Annotated in this window: 20 protein-coding genes and 1 riboswitch; of the genes, 3 read left to right on the top strand and 17 right to left on the bottom strand. The window is 70.4% G+C overall.

Annotated elements, in window-relative coordinates:
- Positions 1 to 24: 24 nt before the first annotated feature.
- Positions 25 to 2,532: an FtsX-like permease family protein gene (locus tag ABZ833_RS23085; protein ID WP_361049488.1), complete on the top strand. Its 2,508-nt coding sequence runs from the start codon at positions 25 to 27 to the stop codon at positions 2,530 to 2,532.
- Between the two features lie 81 nt (positions 2,533 to 2,613).
- On the opposite strand, the gene ABZ833_RS23080 is transcribed toward ABZ833_RS23085, so the two are convergent.
- From ABZ833_RS23080 to ABZ833_RS23015, 14 genes are all read right to left on the bottom strand, one after another.
- Positions 2,614 to 3,909 carry a cyclopropane-fatty-acyl-phospholipid synthase family protein gene (locus ABZ833_RS23080; protein ID WP_361049486.1) on the bottom strand — a complete coding sequence of 432 codons (1,296 nt, stop codon included), beginning with the start codon at positions 3,907 to 3,909 and terminating at the stop codon, positions 2,614 to 2,616.
- Positions 3,910 to 4,113: 204 nt separating this feature from the next.
- On the bottom strand, positions 4,114 to 5,517 hold the full coding sequence (locus ABZ833_RS23075) for an NAD(P)/FAD-dependent oxidoreductase (RefSeq protein ID WP_344523300.1): 1,404 nt from the start codon (positions 5,515 to 5,517) through the stop codon (positions 4,114 to 4,116).
- A 398-nt stretch (positions 5,518 to 5,915) separates the two neighbouring features.
- Positions 5,916 to 6,842, bottom strand: coding sequence for a Ppx/GppA phosphatase family protein (locus ABZ833_RS23070; RefSeq protein ID WP_361049483.1), 927 nt, complete (start codon positions 6,840 to 6,842; stop codon positions 5,916 to 5,918).
- A gap of 87 nt (positions 6,843 to 6,929) precedes the next feature.
- Positions 6,930 to 7,457: a DUF501 domain-containing protein gene (locus ABZ833_RS23065; RefSeq protein WP_361049481.1), complete on the bottom strand. Its 528-nt coding sequence runs from the start codon at positions 7,455 to 7,457 to the stop codon at positions 6,930 to 6,932.
- 53 nt (positions 7,458 to 7,510) lie between these two features.
- Positions 7,511 to 7,990: a septum formation initiator family protein gene (locus ABZ833_RS23060; protein ID WP_361049479.1), complete on the bottom strand. Its 480-nt coding sequence runs from the start codon at positions 7,988 to 7,990 to the stop codon at positions 7,511 to 7,513.
- Between the two features lie 90 nt (positions 7,991 to 8,080).
- Positions 8,081 to 9,367: a phosphopyruvate hydratase gene (gene eno, locus ABZ833_RS23055; protein WP_361049477.1), complete on the bottom strand. Its 1,287-nt coding sequence runs from the start codon at positions 9,365 to 9,367 to the stop codon at positions 8,081 to 8,083.
- A gap of 265 nt (positions 9,368 to 9,632) precedes the next feature.
- On the bottom strand, positions 9,633 to 10,337 hold the full coding sequence (locus ABZ833_RS23050; protein WP_361049475.1) for a transglycosylase family protein: 705 nt from the start codon (positions 10,335 to 10,337) through the stop codon (positions 9,633 to 9,635).
- A 3-nt stretch (positions 10,338 to 10,340) separates the two neighbouring features.
- Positions 10,341 to 10,532, bottom strand: a riboswitch (cyclic di-AMP (ydaO/yuaA leader).
- Between the two features lie 181 nt (positions 10,533 to 10,713).
- Positions 10,714 to 11,706: a transglycosylase family protein gene (locus tag ABZ833_RS23045; protein WP_361049474.1), complete on the bottom strand. Its 993-nt coding sequence runs from the start codon at positions 11,704 to 11,706 to the stop codon at positions 10,714 to 10,716.
- Positions 11,707 to 11,842: 136 nt separating this feature from the next.
- Positions 11,843 to 13,186 carry a cytochrome P450 gene (locus ABZ833_RS23040; protein ID WP_361049472.1) on the bottom strand — a complete coding sequence of 448 codons (1,344 nt, stop codon included), beginning with the start codon at positions 13,184 to 13,186 and terminating at the stop codon, positions 11,843 to 11,845.
- 172 nt (positions 13,187 to 13,358) lie between these two features.
- The gene (locus ABZ833_RS23035) at positions 13,359 to 14,339 is read right to left on the bottom strand and encodes a nucleoside triphosphate pyrophosphohydrolase (protein WP_361049470.1); all 981 of its coding nucleotides are present in this window, start codon (positions 14,337 to 14,339) and stop codon (positions 13,359 to 13,361) included.
- 58 nt (positions 14,340 to 14,397) lie between these two features.
- On the bottom strand, positions 14,398 to 15,063 hold the full coding sequence (locus ABZ833_RS23030) for a SurA N-terminal domain-containing protein (protein WP_361049468.1): 666 nt from the start codon (positions 15,061 to 15,063) through the stop codon (positions 14,398 to 14,400).
- Between the two features lie 138 nt (positions 15,064 to 15,201).
- Complete coding sequence (locus tag ABZ833_RS23025; RefSeq protein ID WP_361049684.1) at positions 15,202 to 16,767, bottom strand: serine/threonine-protein kinase; 1,566 nt, start codon at positions 16,765 to 16,767, stop codon at positions 15,202 to 15,204.
- The gene (locus tag ABZ833_RS23020; protein ID WP_361049466.1) at positions 16,764 to 17,330 is read right to left on the bottom strand and encodes a hypothetical protein; all 567 of its coding nucleotides are present in this window, start codon (positions 17,328 to 17,330) and stop codon (positions 16,764 to 16,766) included. The genes ABZ833_RS23025 and ABZ833_RS23020 overlap by 4 nt, the downstream gene beginning before the upstream one ends.
- Before the next feature lie 183 nt (positions 17,331 to 17,513).
- Positions 17,514 to 19,610 (bottom strand): N-6 DNA methylase, encoded by a 2,097-nt coding sequence (locus tag ABZ833_RS23015; RefSeq protein ID WP_361049464.1) that lies wholly within the window; start codon positions 19,608 to 19,610, stop codon positions 17,514 to 17,516.
- Between the two features lie 197 nt (positions 19,611 to 19,807).
- On the opposite strand from ABZ833_RS23015, the gene ABZ833_RS23010 reads away from it, so the two are divergent.
- A complete protein-coding gene (locus ABZ833_RS23010; protein WP_361049462.1) occupies positions 19,808 to 20,593 on the top strand; it encodes a hypothetical protein in 786 nt (261 codons plus the stop codon).
- A gap of 33 nt (positions 20,594 to 20,626) precedes the next feature.
- Here the strand turns inward: ABZ833_RS23010 and ABZ833_RS23005 are convergent, their stop codons facing one another.
- From ABZ833_RS23005 to ABZ833_RS22995, 3 genes are all read right to left on the bottom strand, one after another.
- A complete protein-coding gene (locus ABZ833_RS23005; protein WP_361049460.1) occupies positions 20,627 to 21,370 on the bottom strand; it encodes an N-acetyltransferase in 744 nt (247 codons plus the stop codon).
- A 105-nt stretch (positions 21,371 to 21,475) separates the two neighbouring features.
- A complete protein-coding gene (locus tag ABZ833_RS23000) occupies positions 21,476 to 22,201 on the bottom strand; it encodes an HNH endonuclease family protein (RefSeq protein WP_361049458.1) in 726 nt (241 codons plus the stop codon).
- Positions 22,198 to 22,869 (bottom strand): MOSC N-terminal beta barrel domain-containing protein, encoded by a 672-nt coding sequence (locus ABZ833_RS22995; RefSeq protein WP_361049456.1) that lies wholly within the window; start codon positions 22,867 to 22,869, stop codon positions 22,198 to 22,200. The genes ABZ833_RS23000 and ABZ833_RS22995 overlap by 4 nt, the downstream gene beginning before the upstream one ends.
- A 187-nt stretch (positions 22,870 to 23,056) precedes the next feature.
- Here ABZ833_RS22995 and ABZ833_RS22990 point away from each other — a divergent pair, with 187 nt between their 5' ends.
- Complete coding sequence (locus tag ABZ833_RS22990) at positions 23,057 to 23,467, top strand: nuclear transport factor 2 family protein (RefSeq protein WP_361049454.1); 411 nt, start codon at positions 23,057 to 23,059, stop codon at positions 23,465 to 23,467.
- Positions 23,468 to 23,477: the final 10 nt, after the last annotated feature.

Below are 23,477 nucleotides of genomic sequence, written 5' to 3'. Positions count from 1 at the left end.
CTCTTTCACCAGGACTTGACTCCCATGTTCCGTACCGCCCTGCGCAACGTGCTCGCGCACAAGGCCAGGCTGTTGATGACCGTGCTCGCCGTCATGCTCGGCGTCGCCTTCGTCTCCGGCACCCTGGTCTTCACCGACACCTTCGGCAACGCCTACAAGAACAAGTCGGCGAAGAGCTTCGACCATGTCTCCGTCGCCATCCAGCAGTTCGGCGGCGAGGACGACGAGACCAAGCAGAAGCCGCGCCTGACCGACTCCCTCGTGAAGAAGGCGGGCAGCCTGCCCGGCGCCGACTCCGCGATCGCCGGTGTCTCCGGCTTCACCGCGCTCGCCGACAAGGACGGCAAGCTGGTGGGCGGCGAGTGGGGCACCTCCGGCGCCAACTACTTCCCGGGCAAGGACGGCAAGGACCCGCGCTACGACTTCACCAAGGGCGCCGCCCCGAAGTCCGCCGGTGACATCGCCCTCGACTCCCGGACCGCCGAGCGCACCGGCTACAAGGTCGGCGACACGGTCCGCTACTCCACCGACGGACCCGTGAAGCAGGCGAAGGTCAGCGGCGTCTTCGACACCGAGGACGGCAGCGTCCTCGCGGGCGGCAGCCTGGTGGTGTTCGACAACGACACCGCGCGCACGGTCCTCGGCAAGACCGAGTACGACGAGATCGACGTGAAGGCCGCGGCGGGCACCTCCGAGACGGCACTGAAGGGCTCGGTCGACAAGATCCTGCCGAAGGACACGGACGCCGTCACCGGCGCCGAGCTCAAGTCCGACCAGGACCGCATGATCGAGCAGCAGACCAGCTCGATGAGCCAGGTCCTGCTGATCTTCGCCGGCATCGCGCTCTTCGTCGGCATCTTCATCATCGCCAACACCTTCACCATGCTGGTCGCCCAGCGCACCAAGGAACTGGCCCTGATGCGCGCCGTCGGCGCATCCCGCCGTCAGGTGACGCGCTCCGTGCTCATCGAGGCGTTCCTGGTGGGCCTGGTGGCCGCCGTGACCGGCTTCGCGCTCGGCATCGGCGTGGCCGTCGGCCTGGAGTCCCTGATGAACTCCGCGGGCGCCTCGCTGCCCGACGGGCCGCTCGTCATCGCCCCGCTCACGATCGTCGTCGCCCTGATCATCGGCGTGGTCGTGACCATGCTGGCCGCCTGGCTGCCGGGCCGCCGCGCCGCGCGGATCCCGCCGGTCGCCGCGATGAACAGCGTCCACGCGACGCCGACCACACGTGGCCTGGTCGTCCGCAACACCATCGGCTCGGTCATCGTCGCCATCGGCACGGTCATGATGTTCATGGACGACAACTACGTGATGGCCGGGGGCGCCGCGACCATCCTCGTCGGCGTCATCGTCCTCACGCCGCTCCTGTCGCGCCCCTTCATCGCCGCGTCGGCCCCGCTCCTGAAGCCGTTCGGCGTCCCGGGCAAGCTGTCCCGGCTCAACTCGGTGCGCAACCCGCGCCGCACGGCGTCCACCGCCGCGGCCCTGATGATCGGCCTGACCCTCATCACGGCGATGACGGTGGTCGCGACCTCCATGAGCAGCGCCATCAACAAGATGGCCGCGGGCTCCCTGAAGGCCGACTACACCGTCTCCATGGCCAACTACGAGCCGCTGACCCCCGAGGTCCGCGAGAAGCTGGACAAGCTCCCCGACGTCGAGGCGAGCAGCCCGCTGCGCACGGCCTACGGCGAGCTGGACGGCTCGTACAACCAGGTCACCGGCGTCGACGAGAAGGACTTCGGCAAGGTCGCGAGCCTGGACTTCACCAGCGGCTCGCTCGCAGGTCTGAAGGGCGACTCCACGCTCCTGGACAAGAAGACCGCGGACAAGAAGGGCCTCAAGACCGGCGACACCGTCCCGGTGAAGTTCGACGACGACAAGACGGTCGAGCTGAAGATCGCCGGCATCTACGAGCAGAACGAGATGATCAACGGCCTGTTCACGCCGCTCGCCGTGGTCGACGCGCACATGTCCAAGATCACCGACCAGCAGGTCCTGGTGAAGATGGCGGGCGGCACCTCCGACAAGGCCGAGGACTCCATCGTCAAGGCGCTCGGTGACAACCCCGCCCTGAAGATCCAGGACAAGGACGCGATCAGCAACGAGATCGGTGGCGCGATCAACATGATGCTGAACATGCTCTACGGCCTCCTGGCGATGGCCATCCTGATCGCGGTGCTCGGCGTCATCAACACCCTGGCCATGTCGGTCTTCGAGCGGAAGCACGAGATCGGCATGTTGCGGGCCATCGGCCTCGACCGCGCGAAGGTCAAGCAGATGGTGCGCCTGGAGGCGGTCATCATCTCCCTGTTCGGCGCGGTGCTCGGCATCGGCCTCGGCCTCTTCATGGGCTGGGTCGCGGGCAACAGCATCTCCGGCACGGTGAAGACGTACTCCATGGAGATCCCGCTCGGCCGTATCGCGATCTTCCTCTGCATCGCGGGCCTCGTCGGTGTCCTCGCGGCGATGTGGCCGGCCCGCAGCGCGGCCAAGCTGAACCCGCTGATGGCGATCAAGGCCGAGTAGCACCGGCCGGTACGTACGTGCGTGGGGCCCCGGGCGATCGCCGCCCGGGGCCCCACGCACGTACGTACCGCCTCGTACCGCCTAGCTCCAGTCGCGGGCCCGCAGCGGCATCCCCGATGCGCCCACCTCGGAGGTCTTCACCGCGAGGACCTGGTTGACGCCGATGTGGTTGTGCTCGAAGGCGAGCGCGGACGCCGCCATGTACAGGCGCCAGATGCGGGCGCGGCCCGGTGACGTGAGCCGCTGACCCTCCTTCCAGTGGGCCTCCAGGTTGGCGACCCAGCGGCGCAGCGTGAGGGCGTAGTGCTCGCGGATCGCCTCGACGTCGCGCACCTCGAACCCGGCGCGCTCCAGGAGCCCGACGGTGGACCCCACGGGGGCGAGCTCGCCACCGGGGAAGACATAGGCGTCGATGAAGTCGTCCACCGTGTACGACGACTCGTCGGCCTGCGGCCTGCGCGCGATCTGGTGGTTGAGGAGGCGCCCACCGGGTTTGAGAAGGGCGTGCAGGTCGTGTGCGTACTCCAAGTACCTCTCGGCGCCGACGTGTTCGGCCATACCGATGGAGGAGATCGCGTCGTACGGACCGTCGCGCACGTCGCGGTAGTCCTGGACGCGGATCTCGATCCGGTCGGTCAGGCCCTCCTCCGCGATGCGCTTCCTGCCGTACGCGGCCTGCTCCCGGGAGAGCGTGACGCCGACGACGGTGACGCCGTGCTCACGCGCCGCGTGGATGGCCATGGAGCCCCAGCCGCAGCCGACGTCGAGCAGCCGCATGCCGGGCTTCAGGTCGAGCTTGCGGGAGATGAGCTCCAGCTTGTCGCGCTGGGCGCTTTCGAGGGTGGAGTCCTCGGACTCCCAGTACGCGCACGAGTAGACCATCGAGGGGCCGAGCACCAGCTCGTAGAAGTCGTTACCCACGTCGTAGTGGTGGCTGATGGCCTGCCGGTCGCTGCCCTTGGTGTGCAGGTGGAGGGTGCCACGCCTGCGCATCTCCTCCTGCGGCGGGGGCGGTGGCAGGAACGGCGCGGCGAGGCCGATCAGGGAGCGGGCGGCGGAGCGGAACTCCGGGTCGCGCAGGGACTCCCTGAGGGTCCGCGCGTCCTCCTCGCGCTGCCAGATGAAACCGGCGAGCCGGTCGAGCGCGGCGTACAGATCACCCTCGACGTCCAGGTCCCCGGCCACCCAGGCGCGGGCGAGGCCCAGCTCGCCCGGCTTCCACATGAGGCGGCGCAGGGCGCGGCGGTTGCGTACGACAAGGGTGGGGGCGCCCGGCGGGCCTGCTTCGGAACCGTCCCAGGCACGAATACGTACGGGGAGCGGGGCTCCCAGCAGTTGTTCGGCAAGGCTCTTCAGCCGCCGTGCGGCATCGGGCATGGTGCACACCTCCGTGATTCGGGATATCCCGGATAGGTTCAACACCACGTAAACACCAACCGGGCGCTCCCGCAGTCCCGTTGCAGCGTCACGGATCGGCAAAATACATGTAGCTAACACGTATAAAAGGCCGGAAAAACCCGAAGGGGCCGCCCGCACCACGGATGGCGGGCGGCCCCTTCGGGGCTGTTCAGCGACCGGAGGTCAGGAGGCCTTGGCCTTCTCCTCGGACCCGGCGGCGACCGGCTCGGCCTTGGCCGCGGCGGGCTTCGGCGCGGGCTTGGCGGCCTCGTAGAACTCCTCGCGCGGCGTCTCCATGGCGCCCAGCGAGACGACCTCACGCTTGAGGAAGACCGCGAGCGTCCAGTCGGCGAAGACACGGATCTTGCGGTTGAACGTCGGCATCGCCATGCCGTGGTACGCGCGGTGCATGTACCAGGCCAGACGGCCCTTGAGCTTGATCTTCACCTTGCCCATGACGATCATCGCGACGCCCTTGTGCAGGCCCAGACCGGCGACCGCACCCTTGTTGGCGTGGCTGTACTCCTTCTGCGGGAAGCCCCGCATGCCGGAGATCACGTTGTCGCCGAGGACCTTGGCCTGCCGCAGCGCGTGCTGGGCGTTCGGCGGGCACCAGGCGTTCTCGTTGCCGGCCTTGCGGCCGACCATGTCCGGCACCTGGGCGTTGTCGCCCGCGGCCCAGATGTAGTCGGTGCCCTGGACCTGGAGGGTCGTCTGGGTGTCGACGTGGCCACGGGGGCCGAGCGGCAGACCGAAGCGGGCGAGCGCCGGGTTCGGCTTGACGCCGGCGGTCCACACGATGGTGCTGGAGTCGACCTCGAGGCCGTTGTTCAGCACCACGTGGCCGTCCACGCAGGAGTCCATGCCGGTCTTGAGGTAGACCTCGACACCGCGGCCCTCGAGGTGCTCCTTGCCGTACTGGCCGAGCTTCGGGCCGACCTCGGGGAGGATCTTGTCCGCGACGTCGACGAGCACGAAGCGCATGTCCTCGCGCTTCACGTTGTTGTAGTACTTGGCCGCGTCGCGGGCCATGTCCTCGACCTCACCGATGGTCTCCGCTCCCGCGAAGCCACCGCCGACGAAGACGAAGGTCAGCGCCTTGCGGCGGACGTCCTCGTCCGTCGTGGAGTCAGCCTTGTCCAGCTGCTCGAGGACGTGGTTGCGCAGGCCGATGGCCTCCTCGATGCCCTTCATGCCGATGCCCTGCTCGGCGAGGCCGGGGATCGGGAAGGTGCGGGAGACCGCGCCCATCGCGATGACCAGGTAGTCGAAAGGCAGCTCGTACGCCTCGCCCACGAGGGGGGCGATCGTCGCGACCTTGCGGTCCTGATCGATGGTGGTGACCCGGCCGGTCAGAACTTCCGCCTTGGGCAGCACGCGTCGCAGCGGGACGACGACGTGCCGAGGCGAAATGCTGCCGGCTGCGGCTTCGGGGAGGAAGGGCTGGTAGGTCATGTACGACCGGGGGTCGACGACCGTGACGGTCGCCTCTCCGTAGCGCATCTTCTTGAGGATGCGCCGAGCTGCGTACAGGCCTACGTACCCACCGCCTACTACGAGGATCCTGGGACGCTCCGTGGTGCTCATGCCATCGAGTATCCACCTGCCCGACGGGGGTCGCTCGTGCGCCCCTTCACAAGCATGGGTAGACCCTCTGCTACACTTCGCCGCCCACGTGACGCAGGCCATAGCGCCCCAGGGGAACCACGGGATGACCCGAGACGTTGTGCACCCCTTGTGAGCTGCCGCTCTGGCCTCCCGGACCCAGTGGACCACTCCCCCGGCCCTCGCTCCGGACGCACTCACGAACCTTCACCATCGTGGGTCGCGAGGTCCTCTGGGATCACTTTTAGGGGTCCGGAACCCCTGAACATCGTCCAACCGAGCCGATTTCCTTGTGAAGAACTTCACGAAGTTTCCCGACGGCATGTCGCCGCGGGGCCTTTCGACCCCCTCGGCAGCCGCTCAGACGCTACATGACGCGCTCAGGCGATCGACCAGCCGATGCCGTCGAGGATGTCGTGCTCGCTGACGACGACCTCCCGGGCCCCGGTCCTTTCCATGATCGAAAGAAGCACGAGCGCGCCCGACACGATCACGTCCACGCGTCCCGGATGCATCACCGGGATCGCGGCGCGCTCGTCGTGCGTGGCCCGGCTCAGGCGTCCGACGATCTCGCTGACCCGCTCGTACGAGACACGGGAGTGGTGGATCGCCGCCGAGTCGTACGCGTCGAGGCCGAGCGCGATGGCGGACACGGTGGTCACCGAGCCCGCGAGGCCGACCAGGGTCCGCGCCTCGCGGATCGGCACGGTCTCCTCCGCGAGGTCGAGCGCGGCCTCGATGTCGGCGCGTACGGCGTCCAGTTCGGCGGGCGCGGGCGGGTCGGTGCGGATGTGCCGCTCCGTGAGGCGCACGCAGCCGATGTCCACGGAGCGGGCGGCTCGGACGTGGTCCTCGCCGACGACGAACTCCGTGGAGCCGCCGCCGATGTCCACGACGAGGTAGGGCTTGGCGAGGTGGTCGCTTCCCGCCAGCTCCTTCGTCGCGCCCGTGAAGGAGAACTCGGCCTCCTGGTCACCGCTGATGACCTCCGGCTCGACGCCGAGGATGTCCAGGACGCCGCGTACGAAGTCGTCGCGGTTCTCGGCGTCGCGGGAGGCGGAGGTCGCCACGAAGCGGAGGCGCTCCGCGCCGTGGGACTTGATGACCTCGGCGTACTCGCGGCAGGCCGCGAAGGTCCGCTCCAGGGCCTCCGGAGCCAGGCGGCCCGTCTTGTCGACGCCTTGGCCGAGGCGGACGATGGTCATCCGCCGGTCCAGGTCGACCAGTTCGCCGGTCGTGGGGTCGGCGTCTGCAACGAGCAGCCGGATGGAGTTGGTACCGCAGTCAATCGCGGCGACGCGGGTCATGCGTGCGCTCCTGTCACGGGATCGGGGCTCAGCCCCGAAGTAGGGCGGGTGGGTGGGGAACAAGCCCGCCGCGAAGCGGCGGCGGGGTCAGCCCTGTTCCTCGGACGTCGAAACACACGCGCCCTTGCGCCACCACTCCGGGAGCATCGCGATCGCCTCGTCGCCCAGGGGGTTCACGCCGGGGCCCGCGGCCAGGGAGTGGCCGACCAGGACGTGCAGGCACTTCACGCGGTCCGGCATGCCGCCCGCGCTCGGGAAGCCCTCAAGGACCTCGATCGCGTCGCGGCGTGCGATGTAGTCCTCGTGCGCCGCGCGGTAGGCGGCGGCGAGCTCGGGGTCCGTCTTCAGGCGCTCCGACATCTCCTTCATGACGCCATTGGCCTCGAGCGTGCCGATCGCGGAAGCGGCCCGCGGGCACGTCAGGTAGTACGTCGTCGGGAACGGCGTCCCGTCCGGAAGGCGCGGCGCCGTCTCGACGACGTCCGGCTGCCCGCACGGGCAGCGGTGGGCGATGGCCCGCAGGCCGCGCGGCGGGCGGCCGAGCTGCTGCTTGAAGGCCTCGACGTCGGCGTCGGTGGGCTCGGTGCGCGGGGTGGTCGGCGGGGGCGTTTCCATGCCTGTCTTTCGATCGGTTCCGTAGAAGTTCTGTTGAGCTCAGTCGCCTGAGCTCAGTCGTCGTCCGGGCGGTCGGCCTTGTCGACGCCGTCCCAGACGTTCGAGTACCAGGGCCTGGCGGCCGCCCCCTGGTCGGTGTGCTGCTTCTTCGCCGCCTCGGGGTCGACCACCGTGAAGCCGGTCTCGCCCGGCATCACATAGTGCAGCCGGTCCCGGATGCGCTGCTCCGCGTACTCGTCGTCCCGCCAGCGGGCCTTCTCGTCCCGCAGCTTCTCGACGTTCTCGCGGCGCTCGGCCTGCTCCTTGCGCTGATCGGCGATCTCCGCGCGCTGGGAGACGTACTGCCTTATCGGGTAGGCGAGCGCGACGACCAGCGAGCAGAGCACGAGCGCCAGGAGCGCGGCGCGTCCCGTGAGCCGGGAGCGGCGGGCCTGGCGCTTGGTCTGGGAGCGGTAGACGCGCTCCGCGGTCTGTTCGCCGAGCAGCCGCAGCCTGGTCGCGGTGGAGAACCGGTCCCGGTCCTTCACGGCCATGTCCCCGCCTCCCGTTCACACGCGCGTACGTCCCCGCACACGGTACGGGACCGAGTACGGGGACGTACGTAACTACAGCGTGGCTACGGCTCAGCCCTTGAAGCGCGGGAAGGCGCTGCGACCGGCGTAGACGGCCGCGTCGTCGAGGATCTCCTCGATGCGGAGCAGCTGGTTGTACTTGGCGACGCGCTCGGAGCGGGCCGGGGCGCCGGTCTTGATCTGGCCGCAGTTGGTGGCGACGGCGAGGTCGGCGATGGTGACGTCCTCGGTCTCACCGGAGCGGTGCGACATCATGCACTTGAAGCCGCTGCGCTGGGCCATCTCGACGGCGTCCAGGGTCTCGGTCAGCGAACCGATCTGGTTGACCTTCACCAGGAGGGCGTTGGCCGACTTCTCCTCGATGCCACGGGCCAGGCGCTCCGGGTTGGTGACGAACAGGTCGTCGCCCACGAGCTGGACCTTCTCGCCGAGCTTCTCGGTGATGACGTTCCAGCCGGCCCAGTCGTCCTCGAACAGCGGGTCCTCGATGGAGACGAGCGGGTACGAGGCGACGAGCTCCTCGTAGTACTCGGTCATCTCGGCGGCCGAGCGGGACTTGCCCTCGAACTCGTACTTGCCGTCCTTGTAGAACTCGGACGCGGCGACGTCGAGCGCGAGCGCGACCTGCTCGCCGGGGACGTAACCGGCCTGCTTGATGGCCTCGAGGATGAGGTCGAGCGCGGCGCGGTTGGAGTCCAGGTTCGGGGCGAAGCCGCCCTCGTCGCCCAGGCCGGTGGAGAGGCCCTTGTCCTTCAGGACCTTCTTCAGCGTGTGGTAGACCTCGGTGCCCCAGCGCAGGGCCTCGGAGAACGACTCGGCGCCGATCGGCGCGATCATGAACTCCTGGATGTCGACGTTCGAGTCGGCGTGCGACCCGCCGTTCAGGATGTTCATCATCGGAACGGGCAGCAGGTGCGCGTTCGGGCCGCCGAGGTAGCGGAAGAGCGGGAGGTCGGAGGCCTCCGACGCGGCGTGCGCGACGGCGAGCGAGACGCCGAGGATGGCGTTGGCGCCGAGCGAGCCCTTGTTGTCGGTGGCGTCGAGGTCGAACATCGCCTGGTCGATCAGGCGCTGCTCGGTCGCGTCGTACCCGACGAGCTCCGGGCCGATCTGCTCGATGACGGCGAGGACGGCCTTCTCCACGCCCTTGCCCTGGTAACGGTTGGGGTCACCGTCACGGAGTTCGATGGCCTCGAAAGCACCGGTGGAAGCACCGGACGGAACGGCGGCACGACCCGTGCTGCCGTCGTCGAGGCCGACCTCGACCTCGACCGTGGGGTTGCCTCGGGAGTCCAGGATTTCCCGGGCTACGACGACGTCGATGGACGGCACGAGCATCTCCTTCTGGGATGTGACGCGGGTACGCGGGGCGTTGGCCTCGCGGACACGAGCCTAACCGGCTCCCGGGCAACAGCCAGCCGAGCGACCGTCCTGTGGACAAACCGAGAGCAAAAAGTTTCCGAACGGAACAAAGCGGTGCGGACAAAAAGAACCCCGCCCCGGTGCGTACGGGGGATACGCGCACCGGGACGGGGTGGACCCGTGGGGACGGGGGTGGGCGGGCGGCGCCTCCGCCGAAGCGCCGCCGCTCAGCTCTCAGCGCTTAGCTGAGGTGCAGCTGCTGGCCCGGGTAGATCATGTCGGCGTTGTCGATGATGTCGCCGTTGAGCTTGTACACCTTGTGCCAGCCGCCCTTGACGTCCTTCGCCTCGGCGATCTTGGAGAGGGTGTCACCCTTCTTGACCTTGTACTCGCCGTCGCCCTTCTTGACCGTCTTGCCGGTCGGGGTCTCGACGGTCTTCTTGGACTCGGTCTTCGGGGCCTCGGCCTTCGGAGCGGCCTGCTGCGGCTGCTCGGTCTGGGCGCTGGGCTGGCTCTTCGGCTGCTCCTGGGTCTGCTGCGGGGCGCTCTCCTGCGCACCGCCACCCTCGTTGGAGGCGCCCGAGAGGCCGACGCCGCAGCTCGGCCAGGCACCCTTGCCCTGACCCGCGAGGACCTTCTCGCCTATCTCGATCTGCTGGGCCTTGGAGGCCTGGTCGGCGCTGGAGGCGTACTTCGTGCCGCCGTACGCGGCCCAGGTGGAGGACGAGAACTGCAGTCCGCCCGTGTAGCCGTTGCCGGTGTTGATGGACCAGTTGCCGCCCGACTCGCACTGGGCGACGGCGTCCCACTCGGAGTTGGTCGCGGCGGAGGCCGAGCCGGCCGCCATCAGCGGGGCGGCGACCGCTACACCGGTGACGCCGGCGAGCGTGGCGACACGGGTGGCCTTGGACGGGCGGCGGTGCTTGCCCTTGCTGGAAAACAGCATGAGTGATCCCCTCACCGACGCCTGCGAGGTGAGCTGTCGGGTTCGGGCCGATGAAGTTGCCCGGCCGCGCTTCCTGAGCGCGACTTAACCCCTAGCCGTTCCCGTCCGTCTCTCCGCATCGCTCTCGCGATGCTGAACGTCCGGGCCCGGCGGAAACCTTGGTTCCCCCGCTCCTGCCTACGGCGCTTGCGCGACGACTGTTCCCGAACGGCCGTTGGCAGGACTCGGCGTACCGACCGGCGGGGCCCGCTGTGGCGAGCGGTCACGACCGTAGTCATGCCAACGGCCGATTTCCAAAGACGATCAGGGCTTCTGAGACCCATGTCTCACTTGCGCCAATTGGGACATCAAGCGCAAAGCGACTCGCCAACTACCCCTACTTTTCGCCCAAATCGAGGCTCTGACCGGGAAGGATGAGATCGGGGTCGGAGCCGACCGACTTCTCGTTCTCCTCGTACAGCTCGGCCCACCCGCCCTTCACGTCGAGGTCGTCCGCGATGACCCAGAGGCTGTCTCCGGACCGAACCGTGTACGTCCCGTCGGAGCCGTCCTTCTGACGCTCGTCGCCACGGGACGCGTGCCGGCCCGAACCCTCGCGAGTGGTGCCGTCGGAGGCCTTGTCGTCCGCGCTGTCGCCGCGGTGGCGGCCCTCGCCCTCACCGGCGGGGGCGGTGGGAGCGGGTGAAGCCTCGTCATTCTGACCGGACTTGCCCGAGTCGTCGGACTCATCCGACTCATCCGACTTGCCCGGCTCACCCGACTCGTCGTGATTCTTGTCTCGCGTCTCGTCGTCGGCGTCGGGCTTCTCGGAAGGCTTCGCCGAGGGCTCGTCCGAAGACTTGGTGTCGTCCGAGGGATCGGCCGACTCGCTCGGCGACGCACTCGGCTCGCCCGTCTCGGCCGACTCGCCGTCACCGGGCCCGGTCGACTCCGACGGCTCGTCCGACGGCACCGTCGTGATCGGGGCACCGGGGTCGACGTCGGCGGCGGCGCCGTCCTGGGTGAGACCGGCGATCGGCGCACAGCTGGGCCAGGCACTGATCCCCTGGTCGTCAAGAACCTTCTCGGCGACGGAGATCTGCTGCGAACGGCTGGCCTGGTCGGCGCTCGGCGCGTAGTCGAGGCCGCCGTACTCCTCCCAGACCTGCTGCGAGAGCTGGAGCCCGCCGTAGTAGCCGTTGCCTGCGTCCGCGCTCCAGGATCCGCCGCTCTCGCACTCCGCGAGCTTGTCCCACGTGGCGGTGTCCGCAGCGCTCGCACTGGTGGCGCCGAGCAGCGGGATGGCGATGGCCGATCCTGCGACTCCTGCCGCGACGATCAGGGCCGGGGCCTGGCGGGGGCGTCGGTGACGACCATTGCCGGAGATCATGCGGTTGCCTTTCGCGTGACTGGAGCGACGACTGCGGCACGGGATGCCGAGTCGTCGGTGAACGTAGCGGCAGTCGAACGCTTGTCACAAGTCGATGCAGCGGAGATCACGTGAAAGTCACAGTCTTGACGGTCCGTCAGCTAAACGTCGTTTCCGGGGTCGAATCTTTGCTCTGCTGTGCGGGTGTGAACTCCACGGGCAGCGTGCGGAGTCCGCGCATGATGAGCCCGCCGCGCCATCTCAAATCACCAGGTTCCACCGCGAGTCGCAGGTCAGGGAGGCGCCGCAGAAGAGTCGCGAGGGCGGCCTGCCCTTCGAGCCGGGCGAGCGGTGCACCGAGACAGTAATGAATGCCATGGCCGTAGCCGAGGTGCTGGTTGTCGCGGCGGGAGAGGTCGAGGGTGTCCGGCCGGTCGAAGCGTTCGGGGTCACGATCGGCGGCTGCCAGGACCACGAGGACGGGGTCGCCGGCGGCGATCTCCTCCCCTCCGATGGTCAGCGGCTCGGTGGCGAACCGCCACGTGGCGAGTTCGACGGGACCGTCGAAGCGCAGGAGCTCTTCGAGCCCGGTCTCCAGGAGAGCGGTGTCGCCGTCCTTGAGGGAGTCCTGGAGCCGCTCGCGCTGCTCGGGGTGGGTGAGGAGGGCGTACGTCCCGTTCCCGATGAGATTGACGGTGGTCTCGAACCCGGCGAAGAGAAGGATGAAGGCCATCGCGGCGGCCTCGTTCTCGGTGAGGTGCTCGCCGTGGTCGGAGGCGCGGATGAGCCCGGAGATGAGGTCGTCGCCGGGTTCGAGGCGCTTGCGGTGGATCAGCTCGGCGAGGTACCCGCGCATCTTCTTCACGGACCGGGCGACCCCGCCCCTGGGCCCTCCGCCGTGGCGGATCATCATCCCCGCCCAGTCACGGAAGTCGTCCTGGTCCTCGCGGGGCACGCCGAGCAGGTCGCAGATGGCGTAGATGGGGAGGGGGAAGGCGAAGTCGTGGATGAGGTCGGCTTCCCCCTTCTCCGCGAACCGGTCGATGAGCTGGTCGGTCAACTCCTGGACGCGGGGCGCGAATTCGGCGATACGGCGGGGCGTGAAGGCCTTGGAGACGAGGCGGCGCAGGCGGGTGTGGTCCGGCGGGTCGATGTTGAGCAGGTGCGTCATCAGGTTCGCGCTGCGTTCGCCCGGGATGCCGGTCTTGCTCTTCGCGTGCGCGGGCTCGCCGTGATGGGCGGGGTTCTTGCTGAGCCGCTGGTCGGCGAGGGCCTGCTTGGCGTCGACGTACCGGGTGACCAGCCAGGCCTCCACACCGCTGGGCAGCCGGGTCTTGTGCACGGGGGCGTGCTCGCGGAGCCAGGCGTAGGCGGGGTAGGGGTCGGTGGCGAACTCCCACGAGAAGAGCTCAGGTACTGGCCCCTGGGCCTCGGGCGGGGTGGCCCCTGCGGGGCAGGCTGCGGGGGTTCCCTCTGCGGGGGCGGGCGGCTGGTCTTGCATGGGTCGACCGTATCCGGGGTCGGCGGTCTTCTTTCCCCGGGCTCGGACGGCATCACGCCGCTCCGAAGCCTTGCGTGCCCTCATCACCGGCTCCGCCGAGTTCGTCCTCAAACGCCGGACAGGCTGAGAGCCCCAGCCCTGTCCTCAAATGCCGGACGAGCAGAATCCCCTGCTAAGCCCCAGATCCCTCCGCAGCCAGCACCGCATCCCGATAAGCCCGCGCCGCGCCCCGCAGCGCCGCCTCCGGGTCGATTCCCTCTGCCTCCGCGCGCAGGGCCAGCGCGAGGAGTTCGTAGCCGACTCCCTCACCCGAGGGAAGGGGCACCTCAAGGCCCGCCGTCCGCACCCGGGACGCCAGCTTCGCCGCCAGGGCGAGGCTCGGCTGGCCCAGGGGGATTCCCTCTGTCAGGGATGAGCGCTGCTTCTCCTCCGCCTTCGTGCGGAGCCAGTGCGCCTTCACGTCCTCGGGGGTGTCCGCCGAGTCGTCGCCGAAGACGTGCGGGTGGCGGTGGATCAGCTTCTCGACGATTCCGCCCGCCACGTCGTCCACGGAGAAGGGGGACTCCTCGTCGTCCTCGGCGATCCGCGCGTGGAAGACCACCTGGAGCAGGACGTCGCCCAGCTCCTCGCGGAGCTCCTCCCTGTCGCCCTCCTCGATCGCCTCGACCAGTTCGTACGCCTCCTCGATCGCGTACTTCGCCAGGCCCTTGTGCGTCTGCTGGGACGACCAGGGGCACTCGCCCCGGATCTGGTCCATGACCTGGACCAGATCCAGGAGCCGCGCACCCGGCAGGTCGTACGAAGCCGGGAGCAGTTCCAGGTCCGGCATCGACACGCGGCCCGAGCCCGCGAGCCTCGCCAGGCCGTCCGTCAGGGCGCGGTCGCCCTCGGCCGTGGCGATGACCAGGACCGTGCGGTCGCCCGAGCAGGACGCCACCAGTTCCTGGGCCGTGGGCGACGCCTGGTCCACCTCCACGCCCGCCTCGCGCAGATACGGCAGCTGGGGGTGCGTGGCGTCGGCGCACAGGACCTCGTCGGCCCCGTGCAGGGCCTGCCACGCGGGCCAGGAGAGCAGGCCGGGGGCCACCCGGTGGCTGGTGGTGAGGAGGATGACGCGGCCGGGGGCGTCGGCCGGGGGCGTGGTTTCGTTCACCCGTCGAACGTAACCCACGGCACTGACAGCCCTCTCCCCGCGCCGGATCGGGCTCCTCTTACGCCTGCTTGGGCTGGGCGGCGCCGTCCCCGGACACCTCACGCACCCACGGCGTCTTCGTGTCCGCGCGCTTGCTCTTCTCCACGTCCCACGTGCCATACCGCGGGTTCAGGTCGACGTCCAGCTTCTTGGAGGCCTTGGAGAGCGCCTTCCAGAAGGTCGCCTGACCCTCCGGGGCGTTCATGTCCGCGCCGAGCACCTTCGCCAGCTTCTGGGCCTCGATCTCCGTACGGAGGCTGTCCTCCAGGCGGGACGGGGCGACGCTGTACTGCTGGAGCCAGCCCTGTTCGAGTGCCTTCTTGCCGCCCGCCTGCTGTTCGAGGCCCGCTCTCATCGTCTGGATGTCGCGGCGCGACACCTCGACCCCCGCGTCGGCGGCGGCCTGGTGGAGGACCTTGTCCAGGACCATCGTGTGCAGCGTGCTGCGGGTGAGGCCGCCGGTCTTGGCGATGGCCTGCTCGTACTGCTGCTCGTCCGGGATCGCGGCGCGCTGCGCGTCCCGCACCTCGTTCACCCGGCCCTCCAGCTGCGAGACCGTGATCCGGTCGTTGCCCACGACGGCCGCGGCGCCCGGGTGGGCTTCGCTGCCGCAGGCGGTCAGGAGGGGGGCCGCGGCGATCGCGGCGGCGGAGAGGGTGAGCGCGGTGCGACGGCGGCGGTGCAAGTGAGCCTCCCGGTCGAGAGATTGTGCGGCGGTGCACAAAGTCTTGCGGTGATCGATGTTAGGGAGTGGCCGGTCTCTCGGCCACCTATTCGACCAACGATTCTCGAAGAGTTGGGGCACCCTCGCGCCGAGCCGTCACTACCCGCGCACTTGTCCTAGCCACTGCAACGTACGCCGGATCTCGGCCGGGAACGGGTGGCCGATGCCGTGCATCCGCTCGGCGTCCATGAGCAGCCGCGCCAGCGTGTCGTGCGCCGCCGCGCGGTCGCCGAGCGCGAGGAGCAGGTGGCCGATGCGGCGGCGGATCTCGAGGGGGCGTTCGCGGTCGTCGGAGGCGTAGCGGTTCTCGTAGTAAGGGAGGAGCGCCCGGTACTCCGCGAGTGCCGCCGCCGGTTCGCCCAGCTGTTCAAGGCACTGCGCGGCCTCGTAGCGGAACTGGAGGGAGTGCGGGTCGGCCTGGCCGGACTCGGCCGCGCGCTCGTCGGCGAGGCGGCGCAGTTCGGGCAGGGCGCGGCGGTACTGGCCGTCGTCCATGAGCGTCGCCGCGTACTGCTTGCGCAGGGAGCGGACCACCGGGGAGTGCTCGCCGTGCTTGGCTGCGGCCGCGGGCAGGATCGAGCCGAGGATGTCCACGGCCTGGGTGATGCGGCCCTCGCCCAGGAGCCGTTTGACCTCGTCGACCGCGCGGACGACGTCCGTCTGGCTGCCGGGTCCGCCCGGCACCTGGCCCTTGTCGTTCCTGTCCGGCTGGATGGCGGGGGTCGGCGCCGGTGTCGCCGCGCGGTCGGGCCACGGTGCGTGCGGGCGCAGGAAGGGGCGGGTGGGGTCGAGCGGGCCGCCGGTCGGGATACCGCGCGCGGGCAGGAGAGGGGCCAGCTCCTCGTAGACCTCCTGAGCGCTGGCGTGCCGGTGCTGGGGGTCCTTGGCCAGGAGCCGGAGCACCAGGGCTTCGAGCGCCTCGGGGACCTCGGCGCGCAGCCGGCGGACCGGGAGCGGCGGTTCGTAGAGGTGGCGGTGCAGGACGCCGAGCGCGGTGGAGCCGGAGAACGGCACGTCTCCGCTGAGGAGTTCGTGGAGGAGGACACCCAGGGCGTACAGGTCGGTGTACGGCCCTACCGCACCGCCCATCGCCTGCTCGGGCGCCATGTACGCGGGGCTGCCGATGGGCGAACCGGTGTGCGTGAGGCGGGTGGTGTCGGTGTCCATGACCGAGGCGATGCCCAGGTCGAGGATGGCGACCGTGCCGTCCTGCTTGACCATCACGTTCCGCGGTTTGAGGTCGCGGTGCACGATCGGCACGGCGTGCACCGCGGAGAGCACGGCGCACAGCTGCGCGGCGATGGCGACGGCCCACTGCCAGGGGTAGGGGTCGTGCTCGGCGAGGTGGTCGCCGAGGTCGGCCCCGTCCACGTACTGCATGACGAGGTAGAGGTCCTCGCCCTCCGTGCCCGCATCGTGGACGGTGACGAGGCCCGGGTGGTCGACCTGCGCGGTGACGCGGCACTCGCGCACGAAGCGGCGGCGCAGCTCCTCGGCCTCGGCGCCCGCGACCCGGTCGGGGCGCAGGAGCTTGACCGCGACGCGGCGGTCGAGGCGTTGGTCGTACGCCGTCCAGACCTGGCCCATGCCGCCCTGGCCGATGAGTGTGGAGAGTTCGTAGCGCCCGGCGACAACACGGCCGCCCGTCCCCGGTGACACGGTCAGTTGCCGCCTTCCTGCTTGCGCAGGTAGTCACTGAGCTCGTCGAGCTCGGCCTGTACTTGGTGGATGCGGGCCGGTGCGGGGCGCGTGGGCGGGGGCGGCGTCTGCTGGACCGGCGGCTGGTGCAGCTGCGTGGGCTGGAGGTGGACGGGGGCGGGTGCCTGCTGCTGCGGGTAGCCGTAGGTGGGCTGCGGTCCTGCGTAGCCCATGTACGGCGGCTGCCGGAAGCGGCTGAAGTGCCGTATGTCCGCGAACAGGTAGTAGGCGACGGCCGCCACCAGCGTGCTCAGGAGGACCACCATGCCCGCGTTGCCAGGCCCCTGGAACTCGTCCTCGCCCGGGTCGACGCCGACGAGCACGAGCGCCGTCACGTCGAGCGCGGTCACGAGCCCGAACAGGACCCAGTCGTACGACTTGCGGGTCACGATCGCGAGCCGCAGCATCGGCGCCCAGGCGAGCAGACCGCATGTCACCACGGCGAGGACCACGAACACCACGCGCAGCGTCACATGAGTGCTGCCGGAGGTCGGCGGCGGTTGCTGCGGCGCATAGCCGTGGCCGTGCATGGCTGCTCCTGGTGCCTGATGCGGCCGTGCGTTCGCCTGGGGGAACGCACGGCCGAAGGTCGATATACGAACGAGTGCGGATTCGAGCGTATAGGCCGACAAGGAGAAGCGGTCCCGGGTTGTACCGAACCGTTGCCGTACTGGTCACGTCCTGATCGCGGCCCCCGGCGGAACCCGGTCGTGTCACTCCGGCGGAAGCGTGCCGTCCGTCAGTCCGTCGTGCAGTCCACGGACCAACTGCTCGCCCAGCCTGCCCGCGAGACGCAGGGTGTCCTCGAAGGCGGCGAGCGCGCGGAACCGCTCTCCGTAGCCGCGCTGTCCGTCGAGGGGCAGGCGCGGAAGACGGATGCGGCGGACGTCGAGCCGGGCGGCGGTGGACGCGTAGCTGCTCGCCTGGCGGTTGTTGGCGGTGCCGCGCAGGAACCCGGCGAGGAACCACGGGTCAAGGGCGGCCGGATCGGGGCGCAGAAGGGTGAGCCCCCGGCCGAGCGCGGCTCCGGCCGTGGCCTCGTCGATGACGCGGGCGGCGGTCCCGCCGCCGGAGAGGGGGATGACGACGTCGCCGGGCCGGGTCACCACGGAGCCGGCCGTTTCGCCGACGGCACTCTCCTGTAGTGGGTCGACCGATCCGGAGGGCGCCGTTCCGGCCAGTACGTCGTGCTCGGTGAGGACCCGCGTGACACCGGGCGCCGCGGCCCCGGACACCGGACCCGTACGCAGCGACAGCGCACCCGCGCGGGCGAGTTCACCCACCGTGGTCACCGGCCAGTGGGCCGCGTCGCCCTCCTTGACGAGCGGCGGCATGAGGTCCGCCGTCCGCCGCACGGCGTCCCCGAGCCGTTCACGCACGGCCGCCAGCTCCCCCGCGCCGCCGCCCGCGGCCGGTGGCGGAAGGCGCCTGGCCGGGGCCAGGTCGACCTCGTCGTCGAGGAGTTCGAGCACCGGCACGCAACGGGCGAGCCCCGGCTGTTCGTCGACCGTGCCCTGCCGGTCGAAGCGCCGCCAGACGTCGACCACGGCGTCCTGCACCGGTCGCCACGCCTGCCGGTCCCTGCCGTCGGCCGCGGCGAGCCCCGCCGTCTCGACGAGGAGCAGCTCGGGCGAGGCCTGCGCGCCGGGCACCGGCCTCTTCAGGACCCACACGTGCAGCGGGATGTTGTACGGGGGCGCGGCGCCCGCGGGCAGCGCGATCACGGCACGCAGGGCGCCGCGGCGCAACAGATCGGCGCGGACCCGGCGCCCCGAGCGGCGGGACGCGGCGGCGGGCGGCATCAGCAGGACGGCGGTGCCGCCGTCCCGGAGCCGGGCCAGCGCGTGCTGGACCCAGGCGAGTTCGGACTCCGTACGGGCCGGGAAGCCGTACTCCCAGCGGGGGTCGTAGGCGAGTTCGTCGTGCCCCCAGTTGCGCTCGTTGAACGGCGGGTGACAGAGCACGGCGTCGGCACGCGCCTCCCCGAAGGCGTCCGCGCGCAGGGTGTCGGCGGCGGCGGCACGCACGGTGGCGTCGGAGTGCAGGGCCAGGCGAAGGGCCGTGAGGGCGGCGAGTTCGGGGGCGCTGTCCTGGCCGTGGAGGCACTGGTCGGGGCGCGGCTCGACGGCTCGCAGCAGGGCGCCGGTGCCGCAGGCCGGGTCGAGCACGGTCGGCGCGGGCCCGGCGAGCGCGGCCATCAGGTCGGCGGGTCCGGCCGGAGTGAGCGTGTACTGCCGGGGGTTGGCGTCGATGTGCCGCCCGATCAGGAACTCGTACGTCTGCCGGGCGCCCAGCTCGGATGCCAGCTCGGCCACGCCGCGCAGGAGGGGGACGGAGGGCAGGAGCTGCCCGGCGTCCGGGACGGACACGGCCTGCCGCACGGTCTGCCGCGCACCACCCGCTCCCCCGCCGAACCGCGGGCCGACCACGTCGTCGAGGGCCCCCGGGAGCAGCTCGGCCATCCGCTCGTCCGACACCGCGCTCACCGTGAGCCAGTCCGGGTGCCGGTCGCGTACGAGGAGCAGGGCGCAGCCCGCGTGCAGGAGGGCGGTGACCGGACCTTCGGGGTGGCCCGCGAGGTGCTGCCAGACGCGCTCCTTGAGCGGTACTTCGCCCAGCTTTCCCAGCTTGCCCTGGGTGCGCAGCCACTCCTCGACCTCCGCGAGCCCGAAGGAGGGGCTGGTCTCGGTGCCGCCGACGGGCTTGGGGAAGTCGGGGTGGCGGCGGCGCCAGTTGCTGACGGCCGCCCGGCCGACGCCGGCGAGCCGGGCGATCCCGGCGGCGGTCACCTCTGTCGCGTTGTCCCGCACCGACTGGCTCCCCTCGGTCCCGCTGCCCCCGCCGCGGGTGTGCCCACCGCGGCGCCGTGGCGCCGATCATACCCACCCACGTACGACGGCCCCCTTCACGGCTGTTAACCCACCGTCCACCTCAACTCGTGTTGACTCGGTTCACAGCCTCTGCTGAGATGGCGACAGCACTTCCAAGTTCCCGTGGGGGGATCTTCATGCGACGTACCACTCTTGCCGCTGTGTGCCTGGCCGCTTCGGCGGCCGTCGGCCTGAGCGCCTGCGGCACCGAATCCGGCGGTTCCGGCGGGTCGGGCACCGCCAAGGAGAAGACCGGGAAGAAGGCGCCGGAGAAGGAGGCGGGACCGTTCCCCGGCCTCTCCGGGCCCGACATCGTCGACAAGGCCGTGCAGGCGACGACCGACGCCTCGTCCCTCAGGGTGAAGGGCCGCGTCCCGGACGAGAGCGGCACCATCGAGCTGGACATGGCCTTCGACACCAAGGGCCGGTGCGCGGGCACGATGGGGATGGGCGGGGAGGGTTCGCTCGACCTGATCACGACCGCGAGCACGGTCTACATGAAGTACGACGAGGAGTTCCTGCGCGCCCAGGGCAAGGGCGAGCCCGCAGCCGACACCGAGGCCGCCGTGGACACGCTCGCGGGCAGGTGGGTCAGGACGGCCGCGACCGGCGCCGACGCGAAGGACATCGCCTCGTTCTGCGACCTGGACGTCCTGCTCGGCGAGTTCAAGGACGTCAACTCCGCCGCCCGCAGGGGGAAGCCGACCACGGTCGACGGCACACCGGCCCTCACGCTCACCGAGAGCGACGGCGCCGACCGGTACACCCTCTACGTCGCCACGGAGGGCAAGCCGTATCTGCTGAAGGTCGTGAACGAAACCGCGAAGACGCCGGAAAGCCTGGCGTTCAGCGAGTTCGACAAGCCGGTCGACGCGACGCCGCCCACCGGCGACGTCATGGACATCGACAAGCTCGCGGGCTGATCCCGCAGGGCACACGAGGCGTGCGGCACGGGCTCACAGCACGTGCCGCACCCACACGTTCGGCTCCACGTACACCGCGTAACCCCGCTCCGGCTCGCAGTGCACCGGCACCAGCGCACCCGGCACCTCGACGGGACCCGCCGTGTCGAACGGAAGGCCCGTCCACGCCTGCCACTGCGCGGTCGATCCGGACACCGTCATCGACGCGTGCGCCACCTTCGCGATGGTGCCGCCCGCCCGCACGTGCACCCGCAGCCACGGGTCGGCGGGAAGACCGTCGTCCCGCTTGCGCTGTGCGTACGTGTCGATCAGCGCGGCCGGTTCGAGGTGCTTGGCGTTCGGGCGCACCGGAGCGACGACTTCCGCGAAGCCACGCGCGCGTGCGTTCTCGCGCATCGCGGCGAGCATCCGCCCGGACACTCCCTGCCCGAGGAAGGACTTCTCCACGGTGATCTCGATCGCGCTCACCGTGTCGGGCTTCCTGCCGTGCCGCAGGTCCGAGAACGCCCACAGCATGACCTGGTCCCAGCCGCCGTCCGGCAGCTCACCGCGCCCCTCGGCGCGCAGCGCGAACGGCACGCTGAACGCCTTGGCGACGACCGCGCCCCGCTCGTCCGTGGCGACCAGGACGTAATCGGGAAACTCCTTGACGATCCGCCCGATCATCGACCACGCGATGGGGTCGTTGCCGATGAACTCCGGCCAGGTGTCGTCCATCTCCCAGAGCGGCCCGGCGAGTTCGGGCCGCTCGGCCAGCGTCGTGATCTTCAGGTCCATGTCCGGGACGCTAGCGGGCCAGGACCCGTCTGTTAAGCCATTTTTCGCACGTACGAGCGCATAGACGTACGAGCTCGTGGCGGGCCCACGGACGAGAGCGGACGGTCAGCGCGCGTGGAACCGTCCGGGCGCCGACGTCGGGCTGCCCCCGGTCGGCAGCTTCTCCTGCGGGCAGCCCGTCAGGACCCGCTTCATGGCATCCCGCTCGGCGCCCGTCACCCACACCCCGTACTTCTTCTTCACCGCCACCTGCCGGGCCACGTAGGCGCACCGGTAGCCCTTGTCCGGCGGCAGCCACGTGGCCGTGTCGCCGTCGCCCTTGCCGCGGTTGGGGCCCGCGTCGACGGCGAGGAGATTGAGCGGGTCGTTGGCGAAGGCGATGCGCTTGCTCGGCTCCCATGTGCCGGCGCCCTTCTGCCAGGCGTCCGAGAGAGCCACGAGGTGGTCGATGTCGACCTGGCTGCGGCCGCGCACGAACGTCACGTCCTTGCCGGTGTAAGGGTCGGGCGCGAGCGAACCCGAGGCCACTTCGCAGTCGCCGTCGCGGTACTTCACGTCCTCCAGGTCGCGCTTGAGGATGTCGTCGCGGGTGCCGCAGCCGTTCGAGTCCGTGTCGGCCCAGGGGCTGCCGAACCGGTCGCGGTCGTAACCCGTCTTGGGCGCACGGCCCTTGACGGTGAGCGCGTCCACGGCGGCGAGCGCGGGCCCCGCCTTGGCGTCGGGCCCGGAGGAGCCGCTGTCCTCCTCCTGCGGCGTGCAGCCGGTGACGGACCCGGTGACGAGGAGCGCGAGCAGCAGCGCGGCCCGGACTCCGCCGGTACGGCGGTTCACTGGACGGCCACCTTTGCCCCGAGTGCGAGCGCGCCGGGCGTCACGACGTCCGCGTACACGCCGATGCACATGCCGCGCGACGCGGTGAGTGTCTTGAGGATGCGGCTGTCGGCCGGAAGGCCGCGCTGGGCCTGGGTGGTCATGACGCAGCGGTCGATGCGCAGGGTGACGCGCAGGCGCAGGCCGCCGTCGAAGGTGATCTCCCGTCCGACCCAGTCCTCCTCGATCCACGGCTCGTCGGTCCCGATCACGATGTTCTTGCGCAGCCTGCGTACGTCGACGGGGTCGTGGTCGCCGAGCAGCTCGCCGAGCGCGCGCAGCGACGCGGTGCCGACGAGGGAGACGGCGCCCGCGTCCTGATGGCTCGCCTCGCCCTCGTGCACCAACTCCGCGCCCCCGCCGAAGAGTTCACCGATGCGGGGATCGCCGGGGCGCAGCGTCTCGCCGTCCGGCGTGGTGACGACCGGCCCTTCGGCGTCGTACACGGCAGCGTGCTCCAGCATCCCCGGCGTCCGCCGGAACCGGCGGTGGTTCTTGCCGCTCCCCAGCTTCCCGTCCTCGTACCGCAAGGCCCACAGCCGGTCACCGGCCACGCCGCGCTCGTCGACGACGACCCGCTCGCGCTCCTGGCCCAGCATCGACTTCACCGGAAAACAGACGAGCCCCACAACGGCCCCATGCCCCACGGCACTTCCCCTCCCCTGGCTCACACGCTCTTCGTCCCGCACCGCCACCGTACCGAGCGACTGGTTTGGACCATAACGTCCCCTGCATTACCTCCGGCGTAATCGACCCGCCCCCCGGCCCTGCGGCAGCATCAACGGCACCCGCAGGAACGCCGACCGAGGAGCCCGAATGACCACCGAAGACGCCACCCGCACCGCCGTCCAGGCCTTCCTGAACCACAGGCTGACGGGCGACACCGAGGCCCTCACCGCCCTCTTCGCCGACGAGGTCGACTGGCTGCTCGCCGAGAACCCGGGCGTGCCGTGGATCCGGCCGCGGACGACCGCCGCCGAGTGCGCGGCCCAGGCAGACGAACTGGCCGCGCACACCATCCCGGAGAAGGCCGGTGCCACCGTCGACACGATCCTCGTCGATGGCACGGACGCGGTGATCCTCGGCAGCCTCTGGGGCACCGTGCGCGACACCGGCAAGCCCTTCGAAGGGCCCTTCGCGCTGCGCCTGACCGTCGAGGACGGGCGGGTCACGCGCCACCACCTCTACGAGAACAGCCGCTCGATCGCCGACGCCTGCGCCTCCTGAGGGAGCCGCG

This window comes from Streptomyces sp. NPDC047525 (genome assembly GCF_040643025.1).
Classification (GTDB): domain Bacteria; phylum Actinomycetota; class Actinomycetes; order Streptomycetales; family Streptomycetaceae; genus Streptomyces; species Streptomyces durmitorensis.
The sequence above is the reverse complement of the archived record's forward strand: the minus strand, read 5'-3'. Positions and strand labels throughout refer to the sequence as shown.

Bases quoted from the DNA above. Each gene is read 5' to 3' on its own strand.
- ABZ833_RS23085 (WP_361049488.1), top strand. From the start codon at position 25: ATGTTCCGTACCGCCCTGCGCAACGTGCTCGCGCACAAGGCCAGGCTG.
- ABZ833_RS23080 (WP_361049486.1), bottom strand. From the start codon at position 3,909: ATGCCCGATGCCGCACGGCGGCTGAAGAGCCTTGCCGAACAACTGCTG.
- ABZ833_RS23075 (WP_344523300.1), bottom strand. From the start codon at position 5,517: ATGAGCACCACGGAGCGTCCCAGGATCCTCGTAGTAGGCGGTGGGTAC.
- ABZ833_RS23070 (WP_361049483.1), bottom strand. From the start codon at position 6,842: ATGACCCGCGTCGCCGCGATTGACTGCGGTACCAACTCCATCCGGCTG.
- ABZ833_RS23065 (WP_361049481.1), bottom strand. From the start codon at position 7,457: ATGGAAACGCCCCCGCCGACCACCCCGCGCACCGAGCCCACCGACGCC.
- ABZ833_RS23060 (WP_361049479.1), bottom strand. From the start codon at position 7,990: ATGGCCGTGAAGGACCGGGACCGGTTCTCCACCGCGACCAGGCTGCGG.
- eno (WP_361049477.1), bottom strand. From the start codon at position 9,367: ATGCTCGTGCCGTCCATCGACGTCGTCGTAGCCCGGGAAATCCTGGAC.
- ABZ833_RS23050 (WP_361049475.1), bottom strand. From the start codon at position 10,337: ATGCTGTTTTCCAGCAAGGGCAAGCACCGCCGCCCGTCCAAGGCCACC.
- ABZ833_RS23045 (WP_361049474.1), bottom strand. From the start codon at position 11,706: ATGATCTCCGGCAATGGTCGTCACCGACGCCCCCGCCAGGCCCCGGCC.
- ABZ833_RS23040 (WP_361049472.1), bottom strand. From the start codon at position 13,186: ATGCAAGACCAGCCGCCCGCCCCCGCAGAGGGAACCCCCGCAGCCTGC.
- ABZ833_RS23020 (WP_361049466.1), bottom strand. From the start codon at position 17,330: ATGCACGGCCACGGCTATGCGCCGCAGCAACCGCCGCCGACCTCCGGC.
- ABZ833_RS23010 (WP_361049462.1), top strand. From the start codon at position 19,808: ATGCGACGTACCACTCTTGCCGCTGTGTGCCTGGCCGCTTCGGCGGCC.
- ABZ833_RS23005 (WP_361049460.1), bottom strand. From the start codon at position 21,370: ATGGACCTGAAGATCACGACGCTGGCCGAGCGGCCCGAACTCGCCGGG.
- ABZ833_RS22990 (WP_361049454.1), top strand. From the start codon at position 23,057: ATGACCACCGAAGACGCCACCCGCACCGCCGTCCAGGCCTTCCTGAAC.